Annotated in this window: 15 protein-coding genes; 13 read left to right on the plus strand and 2 right to left on the minus strand. The window is 53.2% G+C overall.

The features are described from left to right. Window positions 1-42: 42 nt before the first annotated feature. From BMW97_RS24320 to BMW97_RS11700, 12 genes are all read left to right on the plus strand, one after another. A complete protein-coding gene (locus BMW97_RS24320) occupies window positions 43-1,224 on the plus strand; it encodes a hypothetical protein (RefSeq protein ID WP_090392847.1) in 1,182 nt (393 codons plus the stop codon). Between the two features lie 205 nt (window positions 1,225-1,429). After that, window positions 1,430-2,101 carry an EcsC family protein gene (locus tag BMW97_RS11650; RefSeq protein ID WP_090392849.1) on the plus strand — a complete coding sequence of 224 codons (672 nt, stop codon included), beginning with the start codon at window positions 1,430-1,432 and terminating at the stop codon, window positions 2,099-2,101. Window positions 2,102-2,121: 20 nt separating this feature from the next. Then, complete coding sequence (locus BMW97_RS11655) at window positions 2,122-2,349, plus strand: DUF905 family protein (protein ID WP_254783051.1); 228 nt, start codon at window positions 2,122-2,124, stop codon at window positions 2,347-2,349. A gap of 116 nt (window positions 2,350-2,465) precedes the next feature. Next, window positions 2,466-3,284, plus strand: a complete 819-nt coding sequence (locus tag BMW97_RS11660) for a DUF932 domain-containing protein (RefSeq protein ID WP_090392854.1) — start codon at window positions 2,466-2,468, stop codon at window positions 3,282-3,284. 269 nt (window positions 3,285-3,553) lie between these two features. Further along, complete coding sequence (locus BMW97_RS11665) at window positions 3,554-4,027, plus strand: antirestriction protein (RefSeq protein WP_090392856.1); 474 nt, start codon at window positions 3,554-3,556, stop codon at window positions 4,025-4,027. 11 nt (window positions 4,028-4,038) lie between these two features. After that, on the plus strand, window positions 4,039-4,518 hold the full coding sequence (gene radC, locus BMW97_RS11670; protein WP_032650220.1) for a RadC family protein: 480 nt from the start codon (window positions 4,039-4,041) through the stop codon (window positions 4,516-4,518). Between the two features lie 14 nt (window positions 4,519-4,532). Next, window positions 4,533-4,754 (plus strand): DUF987 domain-containing protein, encoded by a 222-nt coding sequence (locus tag BMW97_RS11675; RefSeq protein WP_032650221.1) that lies wholly within the window; start codon window positions 4,533-4,535, stop codon window positions 4,752-4,754. A 22-nt stretch (window positions 4,755-4,776) separates the two neighbouring features. Then, entirely contained in the window at window positions 4,777-5,148 is a 372-nt protein-coding gene (locus tag BMW97_RS11680) for a type IV toxin-antitoxin system YeeU family antitoxin (protein WP_047039993.1), read from the plus strand. A gap of 2 nt (window positions 5,149-5,150) precedes the next feature. Next, window positions 5,151-5,381 (plus strand): hypothetical protein, encoded by a 231-nt coding sequence (locus tag BMW97_RS11685; protein ID WP_090392859.1) that lies wholly within the window; start codon window positions 5,151-5,153, stop codon window positions 5,379-5,381. A gap of 89 nt (window positions 5,382-5,470) precedes the next feature. Then, the gene (locus BMW97_RS11690) at window positions 5,471-5,848 is read left to right on the plus strand and encodes a TA system toxin CbtA family protein (protein WP_090392860.1); all 378 of its coding nucleotides are present in this window, start codon (window positions 5,471-5,473) and stop codon (window positions 5,846-5,848) included. Beyond that, complete coding sequence (locus BMW97_RS11695; protein WP_090392862.1) at window positions 5,845-6,336, plus strand: DUF5983 family protein; 492 nt, start codon at window positions 5,845-5,847, stop codon at window positions 6,334-6,336. The genes BMW97_RS11690 and BMW97_RS11695 overlap by 4 nt, the downstream gene beginning before the upstream one ends. Window positions 6,337-6,464: 128 nt before the next feature. Next, window positions 6,465-7,307, plus strand: a complete 843-nt coding sequence (locus tag BMW97_RS11700) for a DUF4942 domain-containing protein (RefSeq protein WP_090392864.1) — start codon at window positions 6,465-6,467, stop codon at window positions 7,305-7,307. Between the two features lie 273 nt (window positions 7,308-7,580). Here BMW97_RS11700 and BMW97_RS11705 read toward each other — a convergent pair whose 3' ends face one another. Both BMW97_RS11705 and BMW97_RS11710 read right to left on the minus strand, forming a co-directional pair. Next, window positions 7,581-8,003 (minus strand): hypothetical protein, encoded by a 423-nt coding sequence (locus tag BMW97_RS11705; RefSeq protein ID WP_235830444.1) that lies wholly within the window; start codon window positions 8,001-8,003, stop codon window positions 7,581-7,583. A 262-nt stretch (window positions 8,004-8,265) separates the two neighbouring features. Beyond that, window positions 8,266-8,793 carry a helix-turn-helix domain-containing protein gene (locus tag BMW97_RS11710; protein WP_045909946.1) on the minus strand — a complete coding sequence of 176 codons (528 nt, stop codon included), beginning with the start codon at window positions 8,791-8,793 and terminating at the stop codon, window positions 8,266-8,268. A gap of 672 nt (window positions 8,794-9,465) precedes the next feature. Here BMW97_RS11710 and pgaA point away from each other — a divergent pair. Then, on the plus strand, window positions 9,466-11,904 hold the full coding sequence (gene pgaA, locus BMW97_RS11715; protein ID WP_045910154.1) for a poly-beta-1,6 N-acetyl-D-glucosamine export porin PgaA: 2,439 nt from the start codon (window positions 9,466-9,468) through the stop codon (window positions 11,902-11,904).

Genomic DNA, 11,904 nt, shown 5'->3' on the forward strand with positions numbered 1-11,904 from the left:
CAGACTCGTTTCCCACTCAGCAATCAAAAAGGAGAAAATTGAATGAAAAAATACTGTCCACATCAGAAAACTTTGCTGGCTGTTGTGCTCAGCATGGCGGCGTTTAATGCCTCTGCCGCATGGACCATCAATGGTACCTTCTGCCAGTCGTTCAGCGATGACGGTCAGGTTCTGCTACGGGTTAAGCCGTCAACAATTGGTATTATTGAGAATAAGCCGCAGTGCGGCGGTCGTGGTACCACTGAACTTGCCGGGAGTAATTTCAGGATTAATAACACCTCTTATCCATCCAGCGTGATGTGCAACAGCCAGTCCCGGTACCAGGCAGTGCAGACAACCGTGGCAACCCGTGATATTCAGTCAGTTATTAATTCATTGAAAGAAAACAAAAAAGTCAGCATGAGCACGTTTGGTTCCTCTTTTACCTTCAGTACTGCTGATTTTGCCAGCGCGTGCGGCTCAGTGATTAATCAGAAGGTGACCGATTTCGATCCGCAGTCAGAATACAAACGGGACATGGCCAGGATGGGTTACAAGCAGGATGAAAACGGCCAGTGGCATAAACAATCCAGGCAGGCATATTCACGCGAAGCTGACCCGGAAATAGCTGCCAGTTACAATCCAAAAGCGGGCGTTGCTGAAGGTTCCGGAAAAGGCGGGTTCCATGGAGACGGAGCCAGTAAAAATCTTTATGGCCCGGGTAGCCAGGCACAAAAAGATGCAGAAGCGGCAAACGAAGCCCGCCGCCTCGCGGCACAAAATCGTGTATCGAAAAGTACCACTGGAATAACAGAACCAGAGATGCAGACAGCTCAGCAGTCTGTCGATTTCCCGGTGAATGCGTTCTGCACCCTGAATAATGGTAAAAGTGTGGGAGTCTTTGCCGCCGCAGGGCAGGATTATCGTTACACCTACACGGATAAAAACGATAAACCCGAGCTGGAGTTAACTGAAGGGCTGTTCGGCGTGAAGGCCTTCCATTATCACACACCTATGGGCATGGGGTCTGCCAGTTACATCCGATTTAACAAAGGTGTCTATGACTATATTCTGCTGAATACAGACACGGGGCATGAAGAATTTCAGGGTATCCGGGTTTACAAAAATGGTGACCTGGTTTCGGCTCATGAGTGCAAAACCCGTCTGACGCTCGATACCCGCCAGCTTCCTCAGGACGGTCACGTCGACAACGAAAAGCTGGGTGAACACTTCATCCTGAACTGACCGTAAAAATCATTAACCACAGTAATAACCCCGCCACGACAGGACAGGACAGGACAGGACAGGACAGGACAATACACCAGCAGGCCACATCCCTCCAGGGGACGTGGCCTGTTCTTTTTATGCCGCTGACAGCACCCCACCGGCCAGGCTCATCACAGCGATGTCCCTGGCCTTTCTTTTATCCACTGCTTAAGCAGGAGAACCAATGGAAAATAACGATGAGATTGACGTTGAGTATCACGATGAGATGCCTGCAGAGGAACACAATCCCCGCAATATTCAGGCAATGATGGGCTGGCTCTATGACAAAGCCGTCAGCGGGATTGCCGGGATCGAGTCGGCTGAAACCCTGGCAGAACGCTATCTCACCGATGCGGAGGGGGATGTGACAAAGGCCGCTCACTCGATGATCCGCTGGGAGAGCGTCAAGGCGGGCAGTACCGGCTTTTTATCCGGTGTGGGCGGTGTGGTGGCGATGCCCGTCACGCTGCCGCTGAACATCACCAGCGTACTGTTTCTCCAGACCCGACTGGTGGCAGCTATCGCCTGCCTCGGCAAACGCAGTCTGGCTGACGAACGTATCCGGGCACTCGCCGGGCTGTGCCTGTGCGGTAACGCTGCCAAAGCGCTGTTGCAGGAAGTGGCGTTACAGGCGATGGACACCTGGACCCGCCCCTTCACACGGAGGATTGTGGAGAAAACCCTGGTGCTGATGGCCGCCCGTGCCGGTGTACGCACCAGTGGTCAGTTTATTCGTCTGGTGCCTCTGGCCGGCGGTGTGGTCAGCGGTGCGGTGGATGTCACCACCACCCGCACGATTGGTCGTATTGCCTGCACCACGTTTCTGCCACCTTACCCGGGACAACGGAAATCATAAAAAACTACCAGACACCTACCTTGCCGTCAGGAGCATTCACCCGCACTCAGGCTGAAGCTGTCGCCGCTGTTTATATCAATATTGCCATTGAAGACGACCAGGGCTCCCATTTCCGCCTGGTCATCCGTGACATCGACAACACACTTATCTGGCGGGACTGGAATTTTGCGCCCAATGCTGGCGTGATGCTCAATCGCTATATTGCCAGCCATTGTATCTCTGTTTCTTCACCCTCTGGCGGTAACTAACTGCAACTGGCGTCCATAGCCGTTCTTTATCACATCCGCCCTCCCCTGTATCAGGCCATGTCTCTTCGGAGCATGGCCTTTTGCCTTTTATACCGTTCCATTAAGGAGTTTCCACTATGCGAATAGCCAGCCGTTTTGGCGCTGCCAGCCTCGTGCGCCGCGACCGCCCGTTAACCCGCGATGAACTGGCGCACTACGTGCCCAGCGTCTTCAGCGAAGAAAAACATGAATCCCGCAGCGAGCGTTACACGTACATCCCGACCATCACCCTGCTGGATAACCTGCAGCGGGAAGGTTTCCAGCCGTTCTTTGCCTGCCAGACACGCGTGCGCGACCTGAATAAACGCGACCACACAAAGCACATGTTGCGCCTCAGGCGTGAAGGCCAGATTAACGGTAAACATGTCCCCGAAATCATCCTGCTTAACAGTCACGACGGCTCCAGCTCATACCAGATGCTGCCGGGGTTGTTTCGCTTTGTCTGCCAGAACGGGCTTGTCTGCGGCAAAACCTTTGGTGAAGTGCGCGTGCCGCATAAAGGCAATGTGGTGGAGAAGGTCATTGAAGGGGCTTATGAGGTGCTGGGGATATTTGACCGGCTGGAAGAAAAGCGGGACGCCATGCAGTCACTGCCACTTCCCCCACCGGCACAGCAGGCTTTTGCCAGAGCCGCGCTGACGTATCGCTTTGGTGAAGAGCACCAGCCGGTGACGGCATCACAGATACTGACGCCCCGCCGCTATGAAGACCGTCAGGACGACCTGTGGTCAGTGTTCAATCGTTGCCAGGAGAACCTGCTGAAAGGGGGTCTGCCAGGACGTACCGCCAAAGACAAACGCAGCCATACCCGGGCGGTTAAAGGCATAGACGGCGACGTTAAGCTCAATCGCGCCCTCTGGGTGATGGCAGAAGAACTTCAGCAGGCGCTGAGCTGATGCCACCGCTACCTGATAACGCCCACCATGCCACCCTTTATCCGACCGCCCTGGAAACAATCCCTGCAGCCGCTCCATCTCCGATGACGACCTGTGCGCCTGGTGCTCACACCTTCTTTATCGTCCCGGCGAACTCAGCCTGTGCCGCTTAATCCTCCCGGAGGGCCACTGGCCGTCACGCTGTGATGAGGACGGCTATGCGCAGTCCTGCCCGTCACTCCGGCTGAACCAACATCTCCAACCCGATAAATAAACAAGGAAAAACTAACATGACCGATATTATTAACCTTAACGATACCCTCCCGTTACCGCCACAACCTGCCAGTTCTTCGCCAGCGCTGACCGCCACACTCGTACAGGACGAGCAGCGCATCAGCTTCTGGCCTGGGCACTTCGGCAGCATCCCGCAGTGGATAATCCTCGAACCGACAGTCTTCGCGTGGATGGACCGCTTCTGCACAGACTACCACGGCGGTATCTGGCAGTTTTACACGCTCAGCAACGGCGGCGCGTTTATGGCCCCGGAAGCGGAGAGCGATAAACTCTGGTCGCTATTCAACACCCTGAACGGTAACGGCGGTGAGCTCAGCGCCGGGGCTGCCGGGATCGCGGTCTGCCTGATGACTTACAGCCACCACGCCATGCGCACCGAATGCGACGCCATGGCGGAGCACTATTACCGCCTGCGGGACTACGCGCTCAGCCATGCGGAATGCAGTGCGATCATGCACATCATCGACTGAGGTCAGCCGCCATGGAACAACAGTTACCGCTGTTTGCCCGTGAATTACCCTCTGCCGACCAGCTGACGGTCAGGGAAGCCTTAACCCTGCTGGAAGGGCAGCTCCGTGAACCCGGTGCGTCATTTACGTCCAGCAATGCCGTGCGCGACTGGCTGCGCCTGCATCTGGCCACGCAGGAGAGGGAGTCGCTGATGGTGCTGTGGCTGGACAACCAGCACCGCCTCATCGCCTGCGATACGCTTTTTCTCGGCACCATCAACAGCATCACCGTCCATCCACGGGAGGTCGTGAAGGCCGGACTTCACCACAACGCTGCCGCCGCGCTACTCGCGCACAATCATCCTTCCGGAGAGGCTGAACCCAGTCAGGCCGACCGGCTGATTACCGGACGCCTGAAACAGGCCCTGGAGCTGGTCGATATTCGCCTGCTGGACCACCTGGTGGTTGGCGGGATGGATATAGTGTCTTTTGCCGAACGAGGCTGGCTTTAAGGAGAAAAACAACGATGAAGATTATCAGCAAACGCCAGGCGATGGCGATATACCGCCAGCATCCGCAGTCGCGGCTGTTCCGCTTCTGTACAGGGAAATACCTGTGGTCCGGTAGCATCTGCCACTATGCCGGACGGGAGGTGCAGGATATCTGCGGTGTGCTCGCCGTATTCGCTGAACGCCGCCAGGACCGCAACGGCCCGTATGTTGTCCTGCGCAGCGTTACCCTGAATTAACACCTAGTTAAGGATTACTTAAATGCAAAGCTCAACAAATGTAGCAAATCACGATATTGCCGCCCCCTGGTGGGGACTTAAGCCTGCAGCTGTCCCGTGTTTTGGCGCACGACTGGTACAGGAGGGCAACCGGCTGCATTACCTGGCTGATCGCGCCAGCATTACCGGTACCTTCAGCGAATCAGACCTGCGCCATCTGGACCAGGCATTTCCACTGCTGTTGAAACAACTTGAGTTAATGCTCACCAGCGGTGAACTCACTCCCCGACATCAGCACGGCGTCACGCTCTACGCAAAAGGACTGACCTGCGAGGCAGACACCCTCGGCTCCTGCGGGTACGTTTATCTTGCGATTTATCCGACGCCACCTGTGGCACAACCCGCAGGAGAATAGCCATGCCGCACGCCTGTAAAATCAGTGAGGTTATTGAACTGCTGCAACAATATCAAAATGGCGACTTCGTATTGTGTTCACTCTGGTACGAAGACGATGTAGACAATGTGGATGACTCTGTTACGACAGAAGCGGCCAGAGCGGCATTACGCCATGCTGCCAGCCATCACGACGCAGAGCAGGGTATTAACTGGTTCATACTGGAGGCCACACCTGAGGCCATCCGGCAGTAAGTGGGTTACCTGAAAAACACGTAACTCACCTCCCCCCTTCACCGTAATCCCCCCAACCATCAACATCTTATTTAACAGAGATCAACGTTATGCAAACCTTACCCACCATCCCGACGAGGAAGGTATCGTCACACCCGTCGCCGGTAGAAATCTGGCAGCAACTTCTTACTTATCTGCTGGAAAGGCATTACGGCCTTTCGCTTAACGACACACAGTTTGGTGATAGTAATGTGATTCAGCAGCATATTGACGCCGGGATTTCACTGGCAGATGCACTCAATTTTCTCGTTGAAAAATCTGAACTGGTACGAATTGATCGCCCCGGTTTCTCCATTCAGCATCAGTCTCCGTTCATCAGCGCTATTGACATACTCCGGGCCAGAAAGGCCACCGGCCTGATGCAACGTACCGGCTATAAGGCGGTGACTTGCGCCATCAGTGGGCAGTCATGCAGGGGACAGCAATGAAGCTGTCCCTGACGGTGGAAGCCGATACCGTTAATGTACTGGCCCTTAATGGGGGCCGGATCGCCGTCGATATCGATGGTATTGAGCTGGCTGCGCTGATTGATGTGGTCAGTGATAACGGGTATTCGCTTCGTGTTGCTGATACCCCCGGGAAGTTGGTTGTTGAAGATCAGCTACCACGTACCGCCCGTCTGAATGGGATCCAGTGCAGTACCGCTCATATCACGTGTGAGGATAACGCTATTCTCGACCAGGTCACTCTTCAACGCCACGACGGCGGCAACAGTGACTGGATACTGTACACCGGCTACGGTTACCTGCCCAGACTTAACGCTTGCTTATACCCAGTGCTGGAACTAAAGAGATTGGGGCTTTCAAAGGGCTGCCGTCGGTTAGTGACCACACTGATACGACGTTACGGGATCGATATGCTACATCTGGATGCAGCGGGTGACCTGTTGCCGGGTTTTAGCGCCTTCAACTGGTAGTCTCTCCTTCCGACATGCTCAGTCTCTGCAACACATCCGCTCAGAATAATCACAGCCCTGTATTCACCACACGCATAAACGCCAGCCCTCACCGACTGGCGTTTTGCTTTATATAAAGGACATAAACTATGTCAGAACTTACTCTCACCGAATCCGAAGTGTTAACCGACAATACCGATGTAATTTGCTCGACCAGCATTGAACGTATCGTCACCGGACGCAACGCGGCGCTGGCGCAAATTGAAACACTGATACAGCAACTCGACGATATCTCGACACTGACCAGCAACATCGGCGGTGGTAAAGCAAATGAATGGGGAGTACGGCAATACCGTTACGACTGCTGGTTGATGGATAAACCAGAAACAGCGATAAAAGCCATCACCCAAAATATCGATCGCAGCATCTGGAAAGACCTGATGAATAAGTCGGGTATGCTGGCGCTCATGGACGCACAGGCACGCGACGAGTGGTACAACAGCCTGGAAAAGGACGATATTCCCGCTGTCAGTGAAGAGAATATTCTCAGCACCTTTGAGCAACTACATCAGAGTAAAGCGGAGGTGTTCGAGCGGGGGATCATTAACGTGTTTAAGGGACTAAGCTGGGATTACAAGAGCAACAGCCCCTGCAAATTCGGGAAGAAGATCATCGTTGATGGTCTGGTACAATATGACCGTTGGGGATTTCACTTCCGTCATGGGCGCAGACGTGAGCAGTTAGCAGATTTAGATCGTATGCTGAATCTGCTGGATGGTAAACCTGTTCCGGAGAATCGCAACGATCTTTCCGTCAGGCTCGATGCTCATATCTCCAAACAGCACGCTTCCGTTTACGAAGACGAGTATGTTGAGATACGTTACTTCCAGAAAGGCACTGGGCACATCATCTTTAAACGCTCTGATTTGATTGATAAGATGAACGAAATAGTTGCCCGCCATTTTCCTGCAACCCTACCACCTCGTACCTGAACCCAAATTCGAGTCACCAGAATCAATGCAAACGGACCGAGGGTACAAATGAGGGCACAAAAATCACCAAATTAAAAATAAACCTTATATATCAATTAAATAGCAACAAGAATCGATTCCGAGTCCGGCACCACTATTTAGAAAACCCAGCCTATGGCTGGGTTTTTGCTATATGGCTACGGCCGATTTCTGGGCGCTGATAAGCGTGGCTTTCATGCAGGCACGCTTACGCTAATAGCCCGGTAAGTTAATACAGGTGGTGGTTCTTTTTTATCACTTAATTTTGCCGGATAAATTGCTGACCTGATTTGAAAGGTTGTCGTTGCTCCGCTTCATGTCATCAAGGCTTCTTTGCAATCGCTCGATCTTACTCTCCTGCTCAGAATTCTTTCTCTCAAGCTGTGAAACCTTCTGAGTTAGCTCATCGACTTTGCGGTTGTTGGACTTCATCTTCCTCAGGCTATCCTGCATCTCCTGTAGATCCGACTCCCTGAAATCAGAAGGCTCGATTTCATCTGCATCAGAAATTACCGGGATATATCCTAGATTACCGCTGCTGGGTTTGATACTAACCTGAACTTTATTTAGACCCGCAGAGTGCGCGTAACCTATTGAAGAAAAATAAAAAAAAGAAACAACACACAGACCAGACAGATATTTATTCATTTCTAACGTCCTTTTAAATTTTTCAATCACTTCCAGGAGTCTCCTTCTGGTATCACCCGCTCAGGATAAAACACTTGGCTTAGCCTCAGGCAGTTCATAAACGGGGTTAAAGAGCAGAAGATACTATTCGTTTTTCATTATAATACGCGTTTCCTCTCCCCCAAAATCCAACCGCCACCCGCTCATTTTTTGCCACCTTACATCCGCCGGTATCGAGATAAGCGCGTTAACACGCACCTTATTAACGAACCCGCCCTCGTGGCGGTTTTTTGCTTTTGAATTCCTGACAACTTTAGGGATCGTTCCCACCAGTGCCCAGCAGTTTGTTTTTGAAGATAAACAAACACGCCTCGTTGAAGTTCTCCGCCCCCAGCCGTTCTGAGAGCGCCGTCCGTTTGCGATAGAGGCTTTTCACCGACGTATTCAGCTCGCCTGCAATCTCCTCCATTGACATCCCTGCCCTCAGCAACCGCAACATAATCGTTTCATGCGTACTCAGCCGTAAATTCAGCAGCCACTTCGTGGTCAGGCGACGGCCCTTCATATTGAGCACCAGGTTAAACAGCGAGGCCATATCCGGCGCCGTAAGCGACGTATTCATAAACAGCTTCATACTGAGCAGATTCTCCTCGCGGTGGCGCATATCAAGCATAACGCAGCAGATCGTTTTTCTCGTTCTGGCCGGATGGCGTATCAGGTAATCATATAAACGGAGCGGACAACGACTATCAATCAATACAGAATATTCATCTGCACCGTTATCAAATATGTTTCTGTCAATCGAATCGAGCAGGATAATATCCGGAAAAAATATCCGCATGCCCCTGACAAGGTAGCGATCCTGAGTCACTAACACTATTGAAGTTGCCACTAACCATCCCTTTTAGATTAAAGCAAGAACGATCCTGCGAAAAGAAGACCGCCTTCGTTTTATAGCGCTGTTATATTAACGATAAATGTATTCTGGCTTTGGACATCCCTCAATACACACATTGATGAGTAAGACTTCCTGTAGACTATCATTCAATGTCTGCCATTAATTATAAATAAAAAACAATCGCAGAAAAGTCACTTCTCTAAACATTAAGAATTTTTGTCATGAAACTTCCCAAACATGCACCAGAAAGTACTTTAATTGAGGCAGATATGCGTCATTAAAAATATATACAAAACTGTCACAATAAAAATAAAATCATTATATTTCAATGCATTACAATTAATGACTCAATTCAAAATAAACACAAAAAACGGCTCATTACAGAATTATCTCAAAACTACGCAGCCGCTTTTCAGCATATTTATCCGGCAACATATCAGGTGTACATTACCTCCCATCCAGTCTACTGAGATGAGGATCCATAATTACCTTTAAGTAAGTACCCCGTAACATCACTGCATTCAGATTTAATGTTCTCATTTATGGCCTTTTACGCTGAGCTTAAAGGCGGCCGTGTTATGCAATGGATTCATGAAAAACAAATGGCAAATAGATATGGAAAGATCACTTAGCTTCAGTACATTATTCTTTTATCGCACCCCAACATTATTGTTTCTGTTATTACTCTTTCCTGTTCTGGTTCAGGCTACGGAATCCGTTTATGAGCAACAGATTCAACAGGCGCGTAACGGTAATTACACGTCGTTTCTCGATTATCTTCAGCGTTATCAGCAGCAGCATGCCCTGACGCCTGAACACGTTGCGGACTGGTTACAGGTGGCAGCCTGGGCAGGCCATGATGACGAGGTTATTCAGGTCTGGCAGCGCTACAGCATTTATATGCCGCTTCCCGCCCGCGGCGTTGCGGCTGTCGCACAGGCCAGGCGAAATCAGAAAGCGTGGCAGCCCGCTCTGGCGCTCTGGAAAGAAGCGCGCAGCCTTGCGCCGGATAACGACGATTATCGTATCGGCTATATCAAAACCCTGGCCGATGCCCGTAAAGATACGATTGCCCTGCAGGAGGCCAGACAACTGGTGGCGGAGGATCCCTCGCAGGCACATCTTCAGACGCTGGCGTATGTCTGGCTACGCCAGGGAAAAAGCTGGGATCGGCTTTTAGCCGACACGTGCGCGCTGAATATCGCGCCAGAAAATCACGCGCTTCTTCGCGAGCTGATCGACGCGCTAACGGATAACCGGGTCAATACTCCCGCGCTCCTGCTTTCACAAAAGGTGGCGCTGTCTCCCGCGGAGCGTCGTCGTCTTGAGCTGAATGCCGCGGCCGAAAGCGTTCGTCTTGCAGATGTGCCAGGCAGAACAGAAAAAGAGCGCCTGCAACTTGCGCAATCTGCACTGAATCGTTACGACGCCCTGCTTTCCCGCTGGCAAGGCGAGCCACAGGCGGCGGAAGACATCGTCCTTGCGCGTATCGACCGGCTCGGCGCGCTCTACGCTCATGCCGATTACCCGCGGGTCATCAGCGAATATCAGGATCTGACGGCAGCCCGGCATCCGGTGCCGGGCTGGGCAATCGGCTGGGTGATCTCCTCATATCTGCAGGAGAAAAACGCTGCCGCCGCCTTCGCGCTTCTGCAACGCTATCCGCAATACGCATCTGACCCGCAGGACGAAGAGCACGCGCTTTTCTACGCCTGGCTGGATACGGGAGAGTATCCGTCCGCCCGCCGGTATGCAGAGCGCCAGACCCGCAACGTTCCCTGGACCCGTTACGATTTCGGCTCCCCTACTCCTCAGCCGAACGATCGATGGCTTACCGGTCAGTCGCTCCGTTTTAACTATTTGCTGGCGACGAATGCCCTGCCGGAAGCCGAAAAGCTTGCGCGACGTCTGGCGGCAACGGCGCCGGGCAATCAGGGATTGCAGATTGACTACGCCACGCTGCTTCAGGCGCGGGGTCTGCCGCGCGCGGCGGAGCAAACGCTGAAAATGGCGGAGGCGCTGGAGCCCTCGAATCTGGAGCTTGAGCAGCAGCAGGCTTACGTCGCCATGGATCTGCAGGAGTGGCGGCAGATGGATTTACTGGCTGACGACGTCGTCGCCCGCGCGCCGCGCGATCGCAGCGCCAGGCGTCTGGACAGGCTCCGCACCGTCCACCATATGTCCGAGCTGCGCCTCAACGCGAGCAAGGGTTTGCACTCCGATAACCCCGTCAGCGGGACGCACGACCTCAACTGGGACGCCACGCTCTATGGCCCGCCCGTAGCGGATAACTGGCGGCTGTTTGCCGGCACCCGCTATGCCGAGGGTAATTTCGATGAAGGCAAAGGCACCAGCCGCCACCTGTTGGGCGGTATCGAATGGCGGCCACGCGATCTCCAGCTCGAAGCCGAGCTCTCCAGCAACCGCTATCACGGGGCGAACAAGCCGGGCGCTCGCCTCTCAACAACGTACTTTGTCACCGATAACTGGCAGGTCAGCGGCAGCCTTGAGCGCCTGTCGCGCACCACGCCCCTGCGGGCGTTACGCAACGGGATCAGCGCCAACCGGGGAGAAGGTGGCGTGCGCTGGTATCAAAACGAGCGTCGTGAATATCAGTTCAACGCCGCCCTCAGCCGCTTCTCGGACCATAACCGCCGACAGGAATACACCCTCACGGGTAAGGAGCGTCTCTGGCAGACACCGTCCCTGACGCTGGATCTCGAACCGGGGATCGCTGCCAGCAAAAACAGCCTGCGGGACACCCTCTATTACAACCCGGCGCGGGATCTTTCCGTGACGGCCGCCCTGGCCGTTGACCATGAGATGCTCCGCCATTACGACACCCTCTGGAGCCAGCAGTTCGTGGCGGGAGGCGGCCGCTACTGGCAGAAAAATCAGTCCGCTGGCGCCATCGCTCTGCTGGGTTACGGACAACGCGTTCAGTGGAACAACGTCATGGATACCGGCGTGATGCTGAACTGGGACAAGCGCCCTTACGACGGCAAACGCGAGAGCAACCTCTCCGTCACGTTTGATGCGACTTTACGCTTTTAA

Origin of the sequence: Enterobacter sp. NFIX58, from assembly GCF_900110475.1 — a bacterium.
GTDB lineage: Bacteria > Pseudomonadota > Gammaproteobacteria > Enterobacterales > Enterobacteriaceae > Enterobacter > Enterobacter quasiroggenkampii.

Excerpts from the sequence above, each read along its gene's own strand:
- BMW97_RS24320 (WP_090392847.1), top strand. The coding sequence starts at position 43 with ATGAAAAAATACTGTCCACATCAGAAAACTTTGCTGGCTGTTGTGCTC.
- BMW97_RS11650 (WP_090392849.1), top strand. The coding sequence starts at position 1,430 with ATGGAAAATAACGATGAGATTGACGTTGAGTATCACGATGAGATGCCT.
- BMW97_RS11660 (WP_090392854.1), top strand. The coding sequence starts at position 2,466 with ATGCGAATAGCCAGCCGTTTTGGCGCTGCCAGCCTCGTGCGCCGCGAC.
- BMW97_RS11665 (WP_090392856.1), top strand. The coding sequence starts at position 3,554 with ATGACCGATATTATTAACCTTAACGATACCCTCCCGTTACCGCCACAA.
- radC (WP_032650220.1), top strand. The coding sequence starts at position 4,039 with ATGGAACAACAGTTACCGCTGTTTGCCCGTGAATTACCCTCTGCCGAC.
- BMW97_RS11675 (WP_032650221.1), top strand. The coding sequence starts at position 4,533 with ATGAAGATTATCAGCAAACGCCAGGCGATGGCGATATACCGCCAGCAT.
- BMW97_RS11680 (WP_047039993.1), top strand. The coding sequence starts at position 4,777 with ATGCAAAGCTCAACAAATGTAGCAAATCACGATATTGCCGCCCCCTGG.
- BMW97_RS11685 (WP_090392859.1), top strand. The coding sequence starts at position 5,151 with ATGCCGCACGCCTGTAAAATCAGTGAGGTTATTGAACTGCTGCAACAA.
- BMW97_RS11690 (WP_090392860.1), top strand. The coding sequence starts at position 5,471 with ATGCAAACCTTACCCACCATCCCGACGAGGAAGGTATCGTCACACCCG.
- BMW97_RS11695 (WP_090392862.1), top strand. The coding sequence starts at position 5,845 with ATGAAGCTGTCCCTGACGGTGGAAGCCGATACCGTTAATGTACTGGCC.
- BMW97_RS11700 (WP_090392864.1), top strand. The coding sequence starts at position 6,465 with ATGTCAGAACTTACTCTCACCGAATCCGAAGTGTTAACCGACAATACC.
- BMW97_RS11710 (WP_045909946.1), bottom strand. The coding sequence starts at position 8,793 with ATGCGGATATTTTTTCCGGATATTATCCTGCTCGATTCGATTGACAGA.
- pgaA (WP_045910154.1), top strand. The coding sequence starts at position 9,466 with ATGGAAAGATCACTTAGCTTCAGTACATTATTCTTTTATCGCACCCCA.